The 19881-nt window shown below is 39.9% G+C and carries 14 protein-coding genes; 10 read left to right on the top strand and 4 right to left on the bottom strand.

All coding sequences use genetic code 11. The features are described 5' to 3' along the window. The first annotated feature begins 511 nt into the window (after positions 1 to 511). The 8 genes from ilvG to I6E82_RS00105 all read left to right on the top strand — a co-directional run bounded on the left by ilvG (position 512) and on the right by I6E82_RS00105 (position 9630). The gene (gene ilvG / locus I6E82_RS00070) at positions 512 to 2161 is read left to right on the top strand and encodes an acetolactate synthase 2 catalytic subunit (protein WP_007582116.1); all 1650 of its coding nucleotides are present in this window, start codon (positions 512 to 514) and stop codon (positions 2159 to 2161) included. Further along, positions 2158 to 2403, top strand: a complete 246-nt coding sequence (ilvM, locus tag I6E82_RS00075; protein ID WP_010553831.1) for an acetolactate synthase 2 small subunit — start codon at positions 2158 to 2160, stop codon at positions 2401 to 2403. The genes ilvG and ilvM overlap by 4 nt, the downstream gene beginning before the upstream one ends. Positions 2404 to 2506: 103 nt before the next feature. After that, positions 2507 to 4363, top strand: coding sequence for a dihydroxy-acid dehydratase (ilvD, locus tag I6E82_RS00080; protein ID WP_010553830.1), 1857 nt, complete (start codon positions 2507 to 2509; stop codon positions 4361 to 4363). Between the two features lie 2 nt (positions 4364 to 4365). After that, complete coding sequence (gene ilvA / locus I6E82_RS00085; RefSeq protein WP_165735251.1) at positions 4366 to 5919, top strand: threonine ammonia-lyase, biosynthetic; 1554 nt, start codon at positions 4366 to 4368, stop codon at positions 5917 to 5919. 97 nt (positions 5920 to 6016) lie between these two features. After that, positions 6017 to 7051 (top strand): ABC transporter substrate-binding protein, encoded by a 1035-nt coding sequence (locus I6E82_RS00090; protein ID WP_024591429.1) that lies wholly within the window; start codon positions 6017 to 6019, stop codon positions 7049 to 7051. Positions 7052 to 7112: 61 nt separating this feature from the next. Then, positions 7113 to 8288: a methyltransferase gene (locus tag I6E82_RS00095; RefSeq protein ID WP_165735252.1), complete on the top strand. Its 1176-nt coding sequence runs from the start codon at positions 7113 to 7115 to the stop codon at positions 8286 to 8288. 30 nt (positions 8289 to 8318) lie between these two features. Beyond that, positions 8319 to 8981: a carbonate dehydratase gene (gene can / locus I6E82_RS00100; RefSeq protein ID WP_007582103.1), complete on the top strand. Its 663-nt coding sequence runs from the start codon at positions 8319 to 8321 to the stop codon at positions 8979 to 8981. A 4-nt stretch (positions 8982 to 8985) separates the two neighbouring features. After that, positions 8986 to 9630, top strand: a complete 645-nt coding sequence (locus I6E82_RS00105; RefSeq protein ID WP_165735253.1) for an NAD(P)H-binding protein — start codon at positions 8986 to 8988, stop codon at positions 9628 to 9630. Positions 9631 to 9847: 217 nt separating this feature from the next. On the opposite strand, the gene ubiK is transcribed toward I6E82_RS00105, so the two are convergent. Beyond that, positions 9848 to 10111, bottom strand: a complete 264-nt coding sequence (gene ubiK / locus I6E82_RS00110) for a ubiquinone biosynthesis accessory factor UbiK (protein ID WP_007582099.1) — start codon at positions 10109 to 10111, stop codon at positions 9848 to 9850. A 162-nt stretch (positions 10112 to 10273) separates the two neighbouring features. Here ubiK and rep point away from each other — a divergent pair, with 162 nt between their 5' ends. Beyond that, positions 10274 to 12292 (top strand): DNA helicase Rep, encoded by a 2019-nt coding sequence (gene rep, locus I6E82_RS00115; protein ID WP_024605304.1) that lies wholly within the window; start codon positions 10274 to 10276, stop codon positions 12290 to 12292. A 15-nt stretch (positions 12293 to 12307) separates the two neighbouring features. Here the strand turns inward: rep and I6E82_RS00120 are convergent, their stop codons facing one another. The 3 genes from I6E82_RS00120 to elbB all read right to left on the bottom strand — a co-directional run bounded on the left by I6E82_RS00120 (position 12308) and on the right by elbB (position 16306). Then, positions 12308 to 14872: a sensor domain-containing diguanylate cyclase gene (locus I6E82_RS00120; protein ID WP_007582095.1), complete on the bottom strand. Its 2565-nt coding sequence runs from the start codon at positions 14870 to 14872 to the stop codon at positions 12308 to 12310. A 164-nt stretch (positions 14873 to 15036) separates the two neighbouring features. After that, complete coding sequence (locus I6E82_RS00125) at positions 15037 to 15432, bottom strand: c-type cytochrome (protein ID WP_007582093.1); 396 nt, start codon at positions 15430 to 15432, stop codon at positions 15037 to 15039. A 226-nt stretch (positions 15433 to 15658) separates the two neighbouring features. Continuing rightward, on the bottom strand, positions 15659 to 16306 hold the full coding sequence (gene elbB, locus I6E82_RS00130) for an isoprenoid biosynthesis glyoxalase ElbB (RefSeq protein ID WP_165721243.1): 648 nt from the start codon (positions 16304 to 16306) through the stop codon (positions 15659 to 15661). 524 nt (positions 16307 to 16830) lie between these two features. Between elbB and polA the strand changes: the two genes are divergently transcribed. Continuing rightward, on the top strand, positions 16831 to 19566 hold the full coding sequence (gene polA / locus I6E82_RS00135) for a DNA polymerase I (RefSeq protein WP_197116283.1): 2736 nt from the start codon (positions 16831 to 16833) through the stop codon (positions 19564 to 19566). The last annotated feature ends 315 nt before the right edge of the window (positions 19567 to 19881 follow it).

Consider the following 19881-nt stretch of genomic DNA (forward strand, 5'->3'; position numbering starts at 1 on the left):
CACTTAAGATTCGCTTAAGGGAACCTACGCATTACCTGAAGGTGATAAATAATTTTATTTATAAAAATATTCTTAAAAATTAATCAAACCTTAAATAAGGGATATAAGAATAGTGAATTTCTGAGAATAAAATTAGAGCATAAAAAAACCACTACCAGCTTATATAATGAATTTTAAAACCTGATAAATTGCCTTTTAGTCTTTTTGTTAGATTAACTTTGGTGTTGACTTAAAGGGCCTAGCGCGGTACTAATATAAAAAGAGAGCGAAGGAATAACCTTCGCGATAATTGAACAAAATTTGGTATTAATTACATGCTTACAAACGCACTTAACCTAGTCCTGATTATTATCGTGGTGATTATTCCCGCGAGGGCTTCGTAGTGCTTTAAAAACTTAAGCATTAAAAAAGCCCTCCGCACTTAACCGTTCGGAGGGCTTTTTAGTTTTAAGGGCAAAGTTTTTAGCGTAAAAATGTAATTGGGTTGTCACTGAGGAATGAGGGTTTATTAATGACAGGCGCAGAACTAACAATCGACTTATTGGCCAAACACGGCGTAAATGAAGTATTTGGCTACCCAGGCGGAGCTATTATGCCAATTTACGATGCGCTGTATGGCGCGCCAGTCAAACACTACCTTACTCGTCATGAGCAAGGTGCAGGGTTTGCAGCTGTTGGTTATGCTCGCAGCACGCGTAAATTAGGTGTGTGTTTTGCAACATCGGGCCCAGGTGCAACTAACTTAATAACTGCCCTTGCTGATGCGATGATGGACTCAGTACCATTATTGGCGATCACCGGCCAAGTGCCTACTGCAGCTATTGGTTCAGATGCGTTTCAAGAAATAGATGTACTAGGTATGTCGCTTTCGTGTACTAAGCACAGCTACATGGTAGAACGAGCGGAAGACTTAGCAGAGATATTACAAGAAGCTATTCATTTAGCGCAAAGCGGCCGACCAGGTCCTGTACTTGTCGATATCCCAAAAGATATTCAAATGGCGCAAGTACCTTTTAAGCCTTGGCTTGCAGCTGATGAATACTTACCTGAGTTAGATTTAAAGCAAGTTGCTATTGCTAATCAATTGTTGAGTGAGGCTAAACAGCCTGTAGCGTACGTAGGCGGTGGTGTACAAGCCGCTGATGCGCAAGACGAGTTAATGCAGTTTTTAAATAAAACTCAGATGCCGGCTGTATCAACACTAAAAGCATTAGGCAGTGTGTTACCTGACTACGAGCATTACTTAGGTATGCTAGGTATGCATGGTGGTCAAGCCGCTAATATTGCCGTGCAAGAATGTGATGTACTTGTGTGTATAGGTGCGCGCTTTGATGACCGCGTAACGGGTAACTTAGCTAAATTTGCAGCTAAAGCTAAAGTAATTCATTTAGATATTGATGCCGCTGAAGTAGGTAAGCGAAAACCTGCTAAAGCTTCATTAATTGCTGATTTAAAAACGTCGTTACCTGCACTTGAGTGCTTTGTAACACCTAAAGCGTGGTGTGACACAAATAAAGAAATGAATATCAAGCACGCGTGGCGTTACGATTACCCAGGTGAGAAGGTTTACGCACCGTACTTATTAAACCAACTGAGCCAACGCATGCCAAAAACTGGCGTTGTGTGTTGCGATGTAGGTCAGCACCAAATGTGGGTAGCACAACACATGAAGTTTACTCACCCGAGTAATCATTTAAGTAGTGGTGGCGCCGGCACAATGGGCTTTGGTTTACCGGCTGCTATTGGCGCACAAGTAGCACGCCCTGATGACTTTGTTATCACTGTATCGGGCGATGGCTCAATAATGATGAATATTCAAGAATTGGCCACGATTCGCCGTAATAATTTACCTGTAAAAATATTAATTTTAGATAACCAGCGCTTGGGTATGGTTCGCCAATGGCAGGAACTGTTTTTTGAAGGACGTTACTCTGAAACTAACCTTTCGGATAACCCAGACTTTGTGCAACTAGCTGCTGTATTTGGTATTCCAGGGCAAACAATTACCCACGCTAACCAAGTTGATGATGCTATTACAGCATTAGTTAACAGCAAAGGCCCGTACATAGTACATGCTTGTATTGATGATAAAGAAAATGTTTGGCCACTTGTACCACCTGGGGCTGCTAACGACGAAATGATGACGGAGAAAGCAAAATGAAACACAGCCTAACTATTGCATTAAAAAGCCAAAGTATAGCGGTAGAACGCTTTTTACGAGTGGTGCGTCATCGTGGTTTTAACCTAACGCATTTTCAGCTCAATATGGATGATGGCTTATACAACGTAGCCATGACGGTAGATAGTGATAAACCTATTCACCTATTAACCAGCCAGCTAAACAAGCTGGTGGATGTAAAAGAAGTCACTTTACAAAATTTACAGCACCAACAAGCTGTGTAATTACGAATTAAAAAATAATTTACGAGTAACTGAGTCACTCGGTTATTCACCAATTTTAGAATGAGGAATGCCCGCTTATATTGCGGCAAAAACTGAGGTAACTATGGCTAAATTAAGAAGTGCAACAACAACTGAAGGACGTAAACGTGCAGGCGCAAGAGCATTATGGCGCGCAACAGGTATGACAGACTCTGATTTTGGTAAACCGATTATTGCCGTAGTTAACTCGTTTACACAATTTGTACCAGGGCATGTACACCTTAATCAGCTTAGTGAGCTTATGGGTGAGACAATAACCCAAGCCGGTGGCGTTCCAAAAGAATTTAATACCATTGCGATTGATGATGGTATTGCGATGGGACACGGCGGTATGCTTTATTCGCTGCCTTCACGCGATTTAATTGCTGACTCGGTTGAATACATGGTAAATGGTCATTGCGCCGATGCGATGATCTGTATTTCAAACTGCGACAAAATCACTCCAGGGATGATGCTTGCAGCGCTACGTTTAAATATCCCGGTAATATTTGTATCGGGCGGTCCAATGGAGGCGGGTAAAACTAAACTTGCTAACATCGACATTAAACTTGATTTAGTTGATGCCATGGTTAAAGGCGCAGATGAATCGGTAAGTGATGCAGATTCAGAGCAAGTAGAGCGCTCTGCGTGTCCTACATGTGGTTCGTGTTCAGGCATGTTTACTGCAAACTCAATGAACTGTTTGTTAGAGGCAATAGGCTTAGCACTTCCGGGTAACGGTACCACGCTTGCCACTCATAAAGACCGTAAACAACTGTATGTTGAAGCAGGGGCTCGTATTGTTGATTTATGTCGTGAGTATTATCAAAAAGATAATCAAGATGTATTGCCACGCGCAATTGCCAATAAAACAGCCTTTATGAATGCAATGGTTGTTGATATTGCAATGGGCGGCTCGTCAAATACCGTATTACATTTGCTTGCTGCAGCGCAAGAAGCTGGCGTTGATTTTGATATGTCGCATATTGATGCGCTTTCTCGTAAAACACCGTTTTTATGTAAAGTTGCACCAGCAACACCAGAGTACCATATTGAAGATGTCCACCGTGCTGGTGGCATGATGGCTGTTGTACGCGAGCTTGGTAAAGCGGGCTTAGTTGATATGTCGGTTAATCATGTAGCTGGGTCAACAATGGCTGAGCTTGTTAAAAAATGGGATGCAACTGACCCAACTAACGAAGTAGCGCGCAAATTTTACCGTGCGGGTCCTGCGGGCATTCGAACTACCAAAGCAATGAGCCAAGAGTGTCGTTGGGATGAAGGCGATAATGACCGCGTGAATGGGTGTATTCGAAGCGTTGAACATGCTTTTCGCCAAGACGGTGGTTTAGCTGTGCTTTCGGGTAATCTAGCGGTTGATGGTTGTGTTGTAAAAAGTGCTGGCGTAGTTGATGAAATGCTACATTTTGAAGGCACCGCCATTGTATACGAATCACAAGATGATTCAGTAGAAGGGATTTTAAATAACGAAGTAAAAGCCGGCGATGTTGTTGTTATTCGTTATGAAGGGCCTAGAGGCGGCCCGGGTATGCAAGAAATGCTATACCCAACAAGCTACTTAAAATCGAAAGGCTTAGCTGAAAAATGCGCACTTATTACTGATGGTCGCTTTTCGGGTGGTACTTCGGGTTTATCAATTGGCCATGTATCGCCAGAGGCGGCGAGTGGTGGTGCAATCGCTTATGTTGAAAATGGCGACAAAATCATTATTGATATCGCAACACGTGAAATCACATTAGCGCTAAGCGATGAAGAACTTGAGGCACGTAAACAAAAGCAATTAGCACGCGGAAAAATGGCTTACAAACCAGTTGATCGTGAGCGTTATGTATCGTCTGCTTTAAAAGCATATGCATTACTTGCAACAAGTGCCGATAAAGGCGCAGTGCGCGACTTAGCTAAATTGGAGGCGCTTAGTTAATTATGGTCTCTCAAGAGCTCGATTATTTTCGCGCTATTATTCAAGCAAACATGGAGCCTTTGGCTAAAGTTACTGAGGTCAGCGAAATGGCTGAACTCAGTAAAAAGCTAGGTAACCATGTTTGGTTAAAGCGTGAAGACCAACAGCCCGTGTATTCATTTAAGTTACGCGGTGCGTATAACAAATTAAATAAATTACCTAAAGGCTCAGTGGTTATCACTGCTTCTGCGGGTAATCATGCTCAAGGGGTTGCATTAAGTGCATCTCACTTAGGGCATCAAGCGACTATTGTAATGCCAGTAACAACGCCTGAAATAAAAGTCAGCGCAGTGCGTGCACTTGGCGGTGAAGTTGTATTACATGGCCATCATTTTGATGCAGCAAAAGCATATGCGCTTGAGCTTACAGAGCAACGCAATGGTATATTTGTCCCACCATTTGATGATCCGGATGTCATTGTTGGTCAAGGCACTGTAGCACGCGAGTTAATGCAGCAATTAAATGAACTTGATGCTGTGTTTATTCCTGTTGGCGGCGGTGGTTTACTTGCTGGTATGGCGGTTTATATTAAATCGCTGCGTCCAGATATAAAAGTAATTGGCGTAGAAGCCGACGAAAGTGCGTGTTTACAAGCAGCACTTGAAGCAGGTAAGCCAGTAGAGCTTGATCGCGTTGGTAGTTTTGCCGATGGCGTAGCGGTTAAAATTATTGGCACTGAAACATTTCGTTTAGCACAAAAGTTTTGCGATGAAGTTGTAACCGTTACCAGCGATGAAATATGTGCAGCCATGCAGGATATTTTTGTATCTACGCGTGCAATAGCAGAGCCATCAGGTGCACTTGCAACGGCTGGGCTTAAAAAGTGGAGTCAGCAGTCGGGGTTAAAAGGGTTGCACTTAGCGGCTGTGCTTTCGGGTGCTAATTTAAACTTTGATCGCCTGCGTTATGTAGCAGAGCGCACTGCGCTGGGTGAAAAAAACGAAGCGCTATTAGCGGTTACTATTAAAGAAGAAAAAGGCAGTTTTAAACAGTTTTGTGCTTCTTTAGGTGGCCGTGCTATTACTGAATTTAACTACCGTTATGCAGGACCTGGTGAAGCACAAATATTTGTGGGTATTGCCCTGCGCCAAGGCGAGCAAGAGCTTAATGAGTTAAAGCAAGACTTAACAAATAACGATTATCAATTTTGCGATCTGTCGGATAACGAACTCGCTAAATTACATGTGCGTTATATGGTTGGCGGAAAAGCACCAGAGCAATTACATGAACGTTTATTGCGTTTTGAATTTCCTGAGTATCCGGGTGCGCTTGCACGCTTTTTAGATACTTTAGGCAGCAATTGGAACATTACCTTATTTCATTATCGTAATCACGGTGGTTCGATGGGGAATGTACTGGCAGGTTTTGCTATTGAGCCGAGTCAGTATGGGATGTTTAACGAGCATTTGAATCGCTTAGGTTACAGTGTACAAGATGAAACACAAAATCCGTGTTTTACCCAATTTTTAACATCAAAACCGCAAGCAGAAAAAGCCGAAAAACTCGCCTCAGTATAACCTATCTTTAAAGGCAGGCACCTAACTAGGGTGCTTGCTTTATTACACGTTTTACATATAGTTACAGGTAATCGTCATACTTTTTGAGGACACCTATTTGCTATTTAAAGGATTAATCATTGGATTGTGCTTTTTTTGCAGCCATATCGCGGCGCAAGAATCAGTCACATTACAGCTAAAATGGACACATCAGTTTCAGTTTGCTGGCTACTATATGGCTAAGCAAAAAGGCTTTTATAATGAAGCGGGCCTTGATGTAACTATTAAACAAGCTAATCCAATGAAACCTGATACCTTTGGTCCTGTGGCCAGTGGTGAAGCACAATTTGGTGTAGGGCATTCTGGTATTTTACAGCAACGTATTAATGGCCAACCTCTTGTTGCTATGGCTGCCTTATTACAATTTTCACCTTACTGTTGGATGGTTAAAGACACGTCTGATATTTTTCATCCACGTGACTTTGTTAATAAACGTATCACTGCGGTGAGCAAAAATGATGGCACCGAGCTACTTATTATGCTTAAACGCAGTGGCGTTGATGTAGATAAACTCAAAGTTTACAATGGCGAAAATTTTAACCAGGCTTGGATTGAAAACAAGCTAGATGCTATGCAAGTTTATGTTACTACAGAGCCTTATTATATGACTCAACAAGGCGTAGCTCATCGGCTTGTTTGCCCACAGCGTTATGGTATGGATGTATATAGCGACATTTTATTTACCAGCGAAAACATGCTTAAGCAAAATCCACAAACGGTCGAAAAATTCTACCAAGCGAGCCTAAAAGGTTGGCGCTATGCAATGATGAATATGGATGAAGCCATTGCAGTCACCCAGCAAAACTATGCACCGAGTAAGAGCTTTCATCAGCTCGCCTTTGAGGCTGAAGTACTAAAAAGTTATATAACCCCACCCACTACCAGTTTAGGGCATATGTCGATAGCAAAGTGGCGTTTAATTGCTGACTTATATGGCATACAGCAAAACGAATTTGACGAAGTGAAATCTCACTTTATTTATAAATACCAAGAGCCTGAAAAGATGCAATTATCATGGATGCTCATAGCAGCGATTCTGGTGAGTATTATTTCAATACCTTTGTATTTACGGCTGATTTTTAGCCAAAAATAACTGCTTAATGAGAGCTCACTGAGCTGATATAATTAATTGTCTTTTTATTTTTTAAGCTGTTATGACTTTAGCCGAGCAATTTTTTGCACTTGATTCACTTTTAATGCGCCATCGTCAGTATTGGCAGTGCACCGCATTTGATTTTGACACTATTCCTTGGCCAGAGCTGCAAGGCATACTTAACGAACTAACTGATGATCAGGTAACCGTTCTTGATAACGATCAAAATCAGCTATACCAATTTTTTAGCCAACACATAAACCAACTTGATGAACTTGCTAAGTTATGTGAGTTACCTAGCTCTGCACACTCTCGATCTGATTATCCGTTTTGGATAAGTAACGGCATTAAAGGTCGTAAGTTTGATCAGTTACAAGATTTTGTATCTGCACTACCTAATACTAAGCAACCAGTTTTAGAGTGGTGTGCGGGTAAAGGACACTTAGGGCGAATGCTTGCTTTTAATGGCGCAAGTGATGTGCATAGTATTGAACTGCAACAAAGCTTATGCGAGCAAGGACAAAAAAGTGCACAGCAACAAGGCTTGGCAATGCACTTTAGCCAAGCAGATGTATTAAAAGAGGATATCACTCAATTTTTTAATGCTGATATGCATGCCGTAGCGCTACACGCATGTGGTGGTTTGCACCAAGCATTTATGCGCCAAGCAAGTTTAGCGAAAGTACAGCAAATTAGCTTTTCACCTTGTTGCTATCATTTATTTACGGCTAATGAGTACCGTGTAATGAGTGAGGTTGCAAATAAAAGCGAGCTTAACTTAACGCATCGCGATTTAAAGCTCGCATTACAAGAAACCGTTACAGCGCCTTCTCGTCTGGAAAAAGTACGTAAAACAGAACTAGAATGGCGACTTGGTTTTGACGCACTTAGAAAATCGATTACTGGCGAGCAATATTATGTAAGCGTCCCTTCGGTTAACAAAGCTATATTCTCAGATTCGTTTAAATCATTTTGTGCATGGGCTGCAGATAAAAAGGCAATAAACCTACCTCAAGATACTGATTATAATAAATATTTAGATATTGGTGTTGCTCGAAAAAAAATAACTGACCGAGTTGAACTGGTTCGACATGTGTTCAGAAGAGCAATTGAAGTTTGGCTTGTGCTCGATCGTGCTTTATATTTGCAACAGCAAGGCTATCAAGTAAGCGTTAAAACGTTTTGTGAAAAGCAGTTAACGCCTCGTAATATTTTGATTCTTGCTAATATCCATTAAATTTCCGTCCTCGACTTAATAAGAGATGCAATGAGAAAGTTAAAAAATTTATTCGATAACAATAAACGTTGGGCTGCACGTACAAGCGAAGCTGATCCTGAGTTTTTTAAAATTTTATCTATGCAACAAAATCCAGAGTATTTATGGATTGGTTGTTCAGACTCTCGTGTACCTGCTAATCAAATAGTTGATTTATTACCAGGCGAATTATTTGTGCATCGTAACGTTGCAAACGTAGTTGTACACACTGACCATAACTGTTTGTCGGTTATGCAGTACGCTGTAGAGGTTTTAAAAGTAAAACATATCATGGTAGTAGGTCACTATGGCTGTGGTGGCGTACAAGCCGTTTTAAACAATGCAAAATTTGGCTTTATTGATAATTGGCTACGCCATGTAGGGGATGTAAAAGAAAAGCATCTTGAACAACTTGATGCAATGCCAGAAAGCGAACGTTTAAGCCGCCTTATTGAGCTAAATGTAATTGAGCAAGTGCGTAATGTATGCCGTACTAACATTGTGCAAGATGCGTGGGAGCGCGGCCAAGAGCTAAGCGTTCATGGTTGGGTTTATGGTTTAGAAAACGGCCATCTTCATGATTTAGAATCTGTAGTAACGTGCGCGAGTGAAGAAACGCAAAGCTACAAAAAAGCAGTGCAGCACGTACTTAATAAAGTGGGCGAAAATAAATAAATTTATGACTAAAACGGCGATATTAATAGGTGCTACAGGTTTGGTCGGTAATGAGTTGCTACATAAGCTACTTAAGAGCGATCGTTATACCAAAGTGGTTACGTTAAGTCGTCGGGCTTTGCCTATTACACACGCAAAGCTAGTTAATCACGTTATTGATTTTGAAAAATTAACTCAATACGTTGAGCTTTTTAAAGGTGACGTATTGTTTTCGTGTTTGGGCACAACCCGTAAACGGGCGGGCTCTACACAAGCTCAGCGTAAAGTAGATTTTGATTATCAGTTTATAGCGGCGCAGTTAGCGGCATGTAATGGTGTTACGCATTACTGCTTAGTGTCATCAAGCGGGGCGAACACGCACAGTAATAGTGCTTATTTGAAAATGAAGGGTGAGCTTGAGCAACATATTAAAGCACTCCCTTTTGGTAAAATAAGTATTTTACAACCGTCTTTATTATTAGGTGATCGTGAGCAATTTAGAGTGGCAGAAAAGATAGGCAGTATTATTTTTCCTGTTATTACACGACTGCCGTTTTTAAAGCGTTACAAACCAATAACTGGCGAGCAAGTTGCGCAAAAAATGCTGAGTGTGAGTTTAGAGCAACAGGCTAAGTTATTTTATTATGTGCTAGATGAGCTATTTGAATAAACTTAGTAAAACGCAAAAGGCAGCCTAAGCTGCCTTTTTTGTACATTAAATTAATACCAATTTTATTAAAAAAATGATCATTCTAGCGTATTAAATAACTCACTAACTACGTTAAAAATTATTTATATAGAACAACTATGTATCATAATTTTAGCCTTGTTATTGAGCTATTTTCTTATCGCTATAATAGATCACTAATTTAATGCAATTGGTATAATTATTCAGCGTCAGTTTTAGTGCTAAGTTGTTGCTCAAGTAATGCAACTTTAGCTTCAAGCTCAGTTAACTTTTCGCGAGTACGAATAAGTACTTGGCTTTGCACATCAAATTCTTCACGGCTCACAAAATCCATCTCAGCAAGCTTGTTTTGTAAAACTTGCTTTGTTTTACCTTCGAGTGTCTCTGCTAGGTTTTTTACACCTTGTGGCATATTGCTAGTAATTTGCTTAGCAATTTCTTCAAGTTTTGCTGGGTTGATCATATTTGTCCCTTCGATGCGGCCTAAAATAATAATAACTAATATTACCTTATACCCACGGTATTTAACACATGATCATCTTTACCTTAATTAATTAAGGCAATTGCTATGCTCGCAGTAATGGTTACGTTAAAATTGCGCGTCTTTTAAATTTCTTTGGTCGTTATGAAACTCAATCCTAAACAAGATGAAGCCGTAAAATATATTAGTGGTCCATGCTTAGTACTCGCAGGCGCAGGCTCTGGTAAAACCCGTGTTATTACGAATAAAATCGCTTATTTAGTGAAAAAATGTGAGTACAAAGCGCGAAATATAGCCGCTGTTACTTTTACCAATAAAGCAGCCAAAGAAATGCGTGAACGAGTACTGCAAACACTTGGTAAACAAGACGCCAAAGGTTTGTGGGTATCGACGTTTCATACACTCGGTTTAGAAATAATAAAAAAAGAGTTAAGCACATTAGGGTTTAAACCCGGCTTTTCGTTATTTGATGATCAAGATACCAATCAGCTTCTTAGTGAACTCACCGAAGATGAGCTAAAAAAAGACAAGGACTTACTCAAACTACTTAAAATGGAAATTGGTAGTTGGAAAAACGAATTAGTACTGCCAGAGCAAGCAATACGCGAAGCGCGTGATGCGCAAAAGGCATTGTTTGCACAGCTGTATGCTCGCTACCAAAATCAGCTACGTGCTTATAACGCACTGGATTTTGATGATTTAATTATGATCCCTACTTTGTTACTTACTAATAACGCCACATCTCGTGAGCGCTGGCAGCAACGCTTTAAATACTTGCTGGTGGATGAGTATCAAGATACCAATACAAGCCAATATCAACTTGTTAAATTGCTAGTAGGCGAGCGTGCCCGTTTTACTGTTGTAGGTGATGACGATCAATCAATTTACTCATGGCGTGGTGCTCGCCCGCAAAACTTAGTGTTATTAGGTAAAGACTACCCAGGGCTTAGACTTATAAAACTTGAGCAAAACTATCGAAGTGCAGGGCGAATACTAAAAGCGGCTAACATTTTAATTGCGAATAACCCACATGACATAGAGAAAAAGTTATTTAGTGAACTAGGTTATGGTGAGCCGATTAAAGTAATAGGGTGCCGCGATGAAGAGCATGAATCTGAGCGTGTGGTTGCTGAAATAATTTCACATAAGTTTATGAAGCGTACCAGCTATAAAGATTACGCGATTTTATATCGTGGTAATCATCAAGCACGTGGCTTTGAAAAATCTTTAATGAGTAACCGTATCCCTTATAAAATTAGTGGCGGTATGTCGTTTTTCGCTCGCTCAGAAATTAAAGATATTATGGCGTATTTACGTTTGCTAGTTAATCAAGATGATGACAATGCATTTTTACGTATCGTAAATACACCGCGACGCGAAATAGGCACGGTTACACTTGAAAAGCTTGGTACGCTTGCTAACGAAAAACACGCGAGCTTATTTGCTACCTGTTTTGATAACGATTTAGGCTACAGACTAAAAGGGCGTGGTTTTAATGCGCTTGCTGGATTTGCACGCTGGGTTGTTGAGCTATCTGATAACGCAGTACGCGGTGATACGCTCGAAGCTGTTAAAGACTTAGTGCGTAATATTAATTACGAGGCATATTTGTACGAGTCCTCACCGAGTGCAAAAGCGGCTGAAATGCGTATGAAAAACGTATCAGAGCTGTATCGTTGGATAACAGATATGTTGACCGGTGATGCCGACAACGAACCAATGACATTAGCCGAGGTTGTTAGCAAGCTAACCCTTCGCGATATGCTTGAGCGTAACGAAGAAGAAGATGAAACCGATGCAGTGCACTTATCAACACTACATGCATCAAAGGGCTTAGAGTACCCGTACGTATTTATGGTGGGTATGGAAGAGGGTTTACTTCCGCATCAGGTAAGTATTGATGAAGATAACGTAGATGAAGAACGCCGCTTAGCTTATGTTGGTATTACTCGTGCACAGCAGGAGTTAACACTTACTTATGCAAAAATACGTCGTCAATTTGGTGAAACCTCACAAACTGAGTTAAGCCGATTTGTACAAGAGTTACCGCAGGACGATCTCGCGTTTGAAAATAAAAAGGCGCCAAATACGCAAGCAGAGCGAATGGAAAAAGGCCAAGCAAGAGTCGCTAACCTTCGTGCAATGTTTAAAAAGCCTGAGTAATACCTCAGGCTAATTTTATAAAGACTGGGTTGCTTGTATTTCAGGTAACTCAGAACACACTAGAGCGTGTTGTTTTCCCACAAAAAATGCCAAACCGTGCTTGTCTAGTAAAGCTCTAAAATTAAGTATTGATGGGCCTTTAGCAATGACTTTCATTGCTTTGAGCTTTGTAATTGCAAGCACGCCCTGTAGCTGAAAATCGTAACTTTCTTGTTGTAAAACACGTTTACTAAAGGTCGAGCTAAGTAGCAGATAGTCAAAATTAATATCGGTTAGTAAATTAAGTTCGCATCGATCTTTAGCGAAATTGTTTAAACCAATTGAATAACCAAGTTGTGATAGCTTTTTGAGGTTTTCTATTTGTGTTGCGCTTGCGTGACGAATTTCTTGCTCATCAAATAGCAAACAGAGCTGGCTATGTCCTTGTTGTTTATTTAGCGTATCTGTAAATAAAACAAATTCGTGCTCCTCGAGTAGTAAACCAGAGCAAGGAACCAGCGCCATAGTTACATTTGCGGTAATTGCTTGTGCATAAGCGCGTTGTAATAACTGTAACTCTATCTCGAGGTGCTGTTCTTTATCTGATGCAAACTTTTTCAAAATATCAAAGCTAGTAAAGCCAAGTATTGGGTGTTCACCAAATGCTTCAAATAAAGATTCAGACTGATGTTGCTCATCAAGAGTAATTATTTCTGAGCTTCTAAAACTCATAGGTAATATATCAAGGTGATGTTGTGCTTTTAGTGCCTGCGCAGGTATTGATTGCGTTAATAGCGGATGAAATAGCTCGTAGCGGTTTTTTCCGGAGTTTTTAGCGTGATACATTGCAGCATCGGCATCACGAATAATTTCATCCGTATGCGTATAGCTTTTCTTTGAGTAGGTTATTCCTATACTAGCACCACTTTGAAGTGATTCGCCTTTAAGGAAAAAAGGCTTTTTCATTAAATCGATAATACGATTAGCAACATCTTCTGCTTGTTGAGGCTCAGTTAAGTGCGTTAATAAAATAACAAACTCATCGCCACCTAAGCGTGCTAGTAAATCATGTTCGCGTATACACTGGGCAAATAACTCACTAACGTTAATTAAAAACTGATCGCCAGCATGGTGACCAAGTTGGTCGTTAATGTCTTTAAACTTATCTAAATCAATAAATAAAACAGCAAAATTATGTTCAGGAAAGCGCTGATAATGTTGTAGTGTTTTTTCAAGCTGAGTTAAAAAGAGGCTGCGATTAGGTAAGCTAGTAAGAGAGTCGTGATGTGCGTCGTGATAAAGCTGCTGCTCTATTTTTTTACGCTCATCTATTTGCATTTGTAAGTGCAGATTTGTTTGACGCAGTTCTTTGGTTTTTTCGTTTACTCTAAATTCGAGTTCTTGATGGCTTTTTGCAATCGCTTGATTGGTGAGCTTTGTTTGTAAAACCGCTGCAATTTGATGAGATACAAAGGTAATTAACTCGCAATCATCCCGGCTGAAAATATGTTTGTTATCGTAAGCTTGGCAAACAATAAGGCCGATAACACCTTGAGCTGTTTTAAGTGGAGCGCCTAACCAACTAGTGGCCATTTGCTCTTTTTGTACAGGCTTAGCTCTTTGTACTACACCGCTTTCTATTAATTCTTTTGCTCTACACGGGTGTATAAGTTGCGTTTCTTCAGTGCTTATTACCAGTTCACTATAACCTTTAGCAAAGCGTCTTGGTTGTGTGTTTTCTTTAAATTCATCTACACAATAAGGGAAGCTTATCCAGCCAGACTCTTTATCGTAAAGTGCAATATATAAGTTCTCTGCGTAGGTAATTGTTTTTATTATTTCATGTATCTTAAAGTAAGCATCATCAAGGTTTTTAGCTTGCGTTGCTATTTCAGATATTTTAAACAGAATTTGTTGACGTTGAAGTGCGCGTTTACGTTGCTCTATTTCAAGGTTCAATGCATCGTTACTTTGAGTGAGTGCTCGGGTGCGAATCTTTACTTCCGATTCAAGGAGCTCTCGTTTTTTTACACGCTCTATTGCAGTTGCTAAATAAAGCGACATAAACTCGAGTAATTGTATTTGTTGTGAACTATAACCTTGTTTTGTATCGTAACTTTGCGCTGCTAATACACCGATAATATTATGTTCTTGGTAAACCGGTACACCTACCCAATGCTCTGCTGGAGTGCCTAATGCTTTAAATAAACCTTCTGCTGCGGCATTTTGCATTTGCTGCTTGGTAAAACATGTGGTTTTACCCTGTTTAAATACATAGCCAGTGGCGCCTTCATCAAAGCTATTTGATTGGTTAAGGGCGACGGCAATACCATCTTTTTCATCTGAAAAGTAAGAAAGTTCTAGCGATTGACTATATTGATTTAATAGCACCACATAAAAACTTTTACTCGGCACATATTTTTGTAAAATGTCGTGGATAGCGGGATAAAGTAGGGTTAGCTCGGCAACAGTACTTGCTTGCTCTGATAATTGTATCAGCGCATTTTGTAAGTGATGTGATTGTTTGTATTTATTGAGTAATGTTTTTAGACGTTTATTTTGATACGCCAATTTACTCGATACTGAGAGTTTATCTTCCAATGATCTAACCGGCTATTTTTATTGTATAGTTATTAGCCTTATACTTTCACTTTTAGCGCTTATCGTCAAGTTGATATTCGTACTATCATACTGGCTAGAAACACTATTTTAGGTATTAAAAAAGGCTTACCGAAGTAAACCTTTTTTGTGTATTTCAGCTGTATTTACTTAGATGTCATGAAGTCGATGGCAGCGCTTATCTCATCATCAGAACAATCCATACAGGTGCCTTTTGGAGGCATCGCATTAAAGCCATTTAGTGCATGCTCAAGTAAAGTGTCTTTACCTTTAGCTATACGTGGAGCCCAATCGTCAGGCGATTTAGGCGCGCCTAGTGCACCAGTACCGTGACATGCAAAACATGCACCTTGATACACTTGCTCACCAGAACGAGGGCCTGTAGGCGCCGCTGCTACAGCAGCTTTATCGCCTTCAAGGTATACAGCACCAACCGGCGCGAGACGTGCTTTAATTGCATCTTCAGTCATAGAGTTATCATATGGCTGTGCGTATGCAGTGGTTGCTAGCATTAATAATGCTGCAGCTGTTAATTTTTTCATTTTGCCTTGCTCACTTCGATTTGAACGTGATCAATCACGATTAAAGATGACGGAAATTAAACCGATTATAACTCTCTGAGCCAATTTATAAAATGCTAAGAGGCGTTTTTATTAATAAAACTGACTACTTTTTGCGTTAACGCAATAAAATTTAATTATTTACTGTTTTTTGTTAAGCAATTTAATAAGCGCAAACAGTCATACAATTAACTTTTAGATCCTAAGATCAATTTATTGATAATACGCTACTAACTAGTTTTTCGATCCCTGCATCGGCTTCAATAATTGATTGCGCAAGCATATAAGCTGGGGTTGTAACTAGCTTATTTGGCTGATCAATAACAACATCATCTACTGCACAATTTATATGTTTAGCGCCTAATGTGCTTAGCGCTTGTGCTGTCTCTGCATCGTTACCAATCGTAAGTACAGCGTTATCGTAAATAAATGGGATCAAAGCGGGTGCAATACACATATAACCAGCAGGCTTATTTTCTTTTGCAAATGATTTACAAGCATTAAGTACGTCTTCATTAATATTTGCTTTTGCGCCTTTAATTGCAAAGTCACATAAGTTTTTTGCAGCGCCAAAACCGCCAGGTACAATTAATGCGTCAAACTGAGTTGCGTCTAGTTCAAGCAGCGATTTAATGTCACCCCGTGCAATACGAGCCGCTTCTGTTAATACATTACGCTTATCAGGCATTACTTCGCCCGTTAAATGGTTAATGGTATGAAGTTGTTCAATATCCGGTGCAAAACACTGATACGTTGCGCCATTTTTGGCTATATGTAATAAAGTTAAAATTGCTTCATTAATTTCACTACCATCGTACACACCAGACCCTGCTAATATTACCGCTACGTTTTTCATGCTTTTGTGCCCCTAAAGTCTTTTTTATAAGTCGATCGGATGAAGTCTAACATGCTCAAAATTTCTCGCGAAAATAAATTTTTAGTACAAAAATCATTCTCTATGCAAGTTGTATTGCGGTTTATGCCATTTGCGATCACTTTGCCTTTAAAAAAATTATAAAGGATCGCTATGATCTTCGATCCATTGTGCTAGAATACTCCTCCGGTTATTTAAATGGACGCGAATAATCAAAGTGAATAACAACACAAGCAGTCGTTAGAAAACCTTTTTCCACATTGGTTTAAAATAATAAAAAAAGAACCTCGTATTATCTTTTTTAAATTAAAACATACAGTTAAAGTATTTTCTAGGCATTTTATAATGCTTTGGAAGAATAGCTCGTGGCTGTTATCTACACACTTATCCACAGCTTGCTATAGTTTTAATAACACGATAAGCAGTAATTCACTGTCGTTTTATTTACTACCTTATGGCATGCTTATAATTACCTTAATTTTTTGCATTTAGGATCCAAATTCACCATGGCTCAGATCCCCGAAAACCCACTTATTTTAGTTGATGGCTCGTCATATTTATTTCGTGCTTATCATTCTCCGCCGCATTTAACTAATTCTAAAGGTGAAGCTACGGGCGCTATTTATGGCGTGATCAACATGCTTAAAAGCTTGATCAGACAATACGATCCCTCACATATGGTGGTTATATTTGATGCTAAAGGTAAAACGTTCCGTAACGATATGTATAGCGAGTATAAGGCAAATCGTCCGCCTATGCCGGATGACTTACGCACTCAAATAGCACCAATACACAGTATTATTAAAGCGATGGGCTTTCCGCTAATTAGTATTGAAGGCGTTGAAGCTGATGATGTTATTGGTACATTTGCACGTATAGCGTCAGAGCAAAAACGACATGTACTCGTCTCTACTGGCGATAAAGACATGGCACAGCTTGTTAATGAACACGTTACGCTAATAAACACGATGACTGACAGTATTTCAGATCCCGTTACCGTGGTTGAAAAGTTTGGTGTAGGCCCTGAACTTATTATTGATTACTTAGCATTAATGGGTGATAAGGTCGATAATATTCCGGGTGTTGAAGGTTGTGGTCCTAAAACTGCAGTTAAATGGTTAGAAAAATATGGTTCTCTTCAAGGTGTAATGGATCACGCCAGTGAGATTAAAGGTAAAATAGGCGAAAAGTTAGCAATTGCTCTTGATCATCTGCCTTTAAGCTACGAACTTGCGACAATTAAGTGTGATGTTGAAGTTGAATCTGATCTTGATACATTCAAACTTCAAGAGCCTAACAAAGACGAATTAATTGCATTATATGGTGAGTGCGAATTCCGTCGTTGGTTAGCTGAATTACTTGATAATCCTAAAGATGCTGAAACACATTTAGCTGTACCTACCCAAGCCACTGAATTACCAAAAGTAGAAGATGCTCATTACGAAACTATTTTAACTGAGGCGCAATTTGATACGCTGATAAATCAATTAAATAGTGCTGAGTTATTTGCATTTGATACTGAAACAACCAGCCTTGATTACATGAAAGCGCAATTGGTGGGTATGAGCTTTGCCGTAAAAGCGGGTGAAGCTGTGTATTTACCGGTAGCGCATGACTACCCAGGTGCGCCTGAGCAATTAAGCCTTGAATTTGTAATGCAAAAGCTAGGTCCAATTTTGGCAGATGAAAACAAAGCTAAAGTAGGGCAAAACCTTAAATATGACAAAAGTGTATTAGCGAATGCAGGCTTTGCGCTAAATGGTATTAAGTTTGACACTATGCTTGAGTCGTATGTATTTAATAGTGTAGGCACGCGTCACGATATGGACTCGCTAGCACTTAAATACCTAGGTCATAAAAATATTAGCTTTGAAGATATTGCTGGCAAAGGTAAAAAGCAACTTACCTTTAACCAAATTGAACTTGAAAAAGCAGCACCTTACGCCGCTGAAGATGCCGATATTACTTTGCGTTTACACGAAGTGCTTTGGCCAAAAATAGCAGCTGATGAAAAGCTAAAATCGGTATTTGAAGATATAGAAATGCCACTTATTAGTGTGATTTCTGATATTGAACGCACTGGTGTTGCGATAGATAGCAATATGCTTGGAGCGCACAGCCAACGTTTAGGCGAGCGTTTAATTGAGCTTGAAAAAGAAGCGTTTGAAATAGCAGGCGAACCATTTAACTTAAGTTCACCAAAACAGCTACAAGTACTGTTGTTTGAAAAGCTTGGGCTGCCTATTATTAAAAAAACGCCTAAAGGTGCACCTTCTACCGCAGAAGAAGTACTGCAAGAACTTGCTCATGATTATCCGCTACCTAAAGTAATTATAGAGCATCGTGGTTTATCAAAGCTTAAATCAACTTACACCGATAAATTACCATTAATGGTGAATGAGAAAACCCAGCGTGTACATACGTCTTATCATCAGGCAATTACAGCTACGGGGCGCTTGAGTTCAACTGATCCTAATTTACAAAATATTCCTATTCGTTCAGAAGAAGGACGTCGTATTCGTGAAGCGTTTATAGCCGCAGATGGTTATAAAATTGTCGCTGCCGATTATAGTCAAATTGAGCTGCGTATTATGGCGCATCTTTCACAAGACAAAGGTCTATTAAATGCATTTGCTAACGGCTTAGATGTACATAGTGCAACTGCCGCTGAAGTATTTGGTGTAGAGCTTGATGATGTAACTACCGATATGCGCCGTAAGGCGAAAGCAGTAAACTTTGGCTTAATTTACGGTATGTCGGCATTTGGTTTAGCACGTCAACTAGATGTGCCACGCCACGAAGCGCAGCATTACATAGATAAATACTTTGAGCGTTTTCCAGGTGTATTAGAGTACATGGAAACAACACGCGAAAAAGCAGCTGAAAATGGCTACGTTGAAACAATATTTGGTCGTCGCCTACATTTACCAGAAATAAACGCACGTAATGGGGCGCGCAGAAAAGGAGCCGAACGTGCTGCTATAAACGCACCAATGCAAGGTACTGCCGCCGATATTATTAAAAAGGCAATGCTGAGCGTTAACCGCTGGGTACACGAACAAGCGCCAAATACAATTAAGCTGCTCATGCAAGTGCACGATGAATTAGTATTTGAAATCAAAACAGACTGCGCACCACAGTACACAAAACACATCTGTGAACTGATGTCGCAAGCTGCTGCGCTAGATGTACCACTTATAGTTGAAGCTGATGAAGGTGACAACTGGGAACAAGCTCATTAATGCAATTTGAGCATTTTAATTAAAGCGCCTTTTGGCGCTTTTTTTATGTTTAATAAAAATGGCGAATAACAGCGATTCAATCAGGTATATGCAAGCTTTAGTTAAAATAAGGTTAATTTAAGCAACTATTTGTATTAAATAGTTATATGTTCGTCAATTCGAGCTGTTTTACAGGAATATGATTGTATTTTAATGCGTGCTTTTGTTAAAGTCCCGCCTGTCCTATCCTGTAGGACATCCTGTTGATGATGCATCTGAAAGGGTGCAACAAATTGATAGCTTCTCCCCAGTTTGCTATACCGGCCTACCAACTTG

The sequence above is a fragment of the Pseudoalteromonas sp. NZS11 genome, assembly GCF_015864765.1.
Taxonomy (GTDB): Bacteria; Pseudomonadota; Gammaproteobacteria; order Enterobacterales; family Alteromonadaceae; genus Pseudoalteromonas; species Pseudoalteromonas arctica.

What these genes read in the sequence shown, in the direction of transcription:
- ilvG (WP_007582116.1), top strand. Translation starts at nt 512, where the DNA reads ATGACAGGCGCAGAACTAACAATCGACTTATTGGCCAAACACGGCGTA.
- ilvM (WP_010553831.1), top strand. Translation starts at nt 2,158, where the DNA reads ATGAAACACAGCCTAACTATTGCATTAAAAAGCCAAAGTATAGCGGTA.
- ilvD (WP_010553830.1), top strand. Translation starts at nt 2,507, where the DNA reads ATGGCTAAATTAAGAAGTGCAACAACAACTGAAGGACGTAAACGTGCA.
- ilvA (WP_165735251.1), top strand. Translation starts at nt 4,366, where the DNA reads ATGGTCTCTCAAGAGCTCGATTATTTTCGCGCTATTATTCAAGCAAAC.
- I6E82_RS00095 (WP_165735252.1), top strand. Translation starts at nt 7,113, where the DNA reads ATGACTTTAGCCGAGCAATTTTTTGCACTTGATTCACTTTTAATGCGC.
- can (WP_007582103.1), top strand. Translation starts at nt 8,319, where the DNA reads ATGAGAAAGTTAAAAAATTTATTCGATAACAATAAACGTTGGGCTGCA.
- I6E82_RS00105 (WP_165735253.1), top strand. Translation starts at nt 8,986, where the DNA reads ATGACTAAAACGGCGATATTAATAGGTGCTACAGGTTTGGTCGGTAAT.
- ubiK (WP_007582099.1), bottom strand. Translation starts at nt 10,111, where the DNA reads ATGATCAACCCAGCAAAACTTGAAGAAATTGCTAAGCAAATTACTAGC.
- rep (WP_024605304.1), top strand. Translation starts at nt 10,274, where the DNA reads ATGAAACTCAATCCTAAACAAGATGAAGCCGTAAAATATATTAGTGGT.
- I6E82_RS00125 (WP_007582093.1), bottom strand. Translation starts at nt 15,432, where the DNA reads ATGAAAAAATTAACAGCTGCAGCATTATTAATGCTAGCAACCACTGCA.
- elbB (WP_165721243.1), bottom strand. Translation starts at nt 16,306, where the DNA reads ATGAAAAACGTAGCGGTAATATTAGCAGGGTCTGGTGTGTACGATGGT.
- polA (WP_197116283.1), top strand. Translation starts at nt 16,831, where the DNA reads ATGGCTCAGATCCCCGAAAACCCACTTATTTTAGTTGATGGCTCGTCA.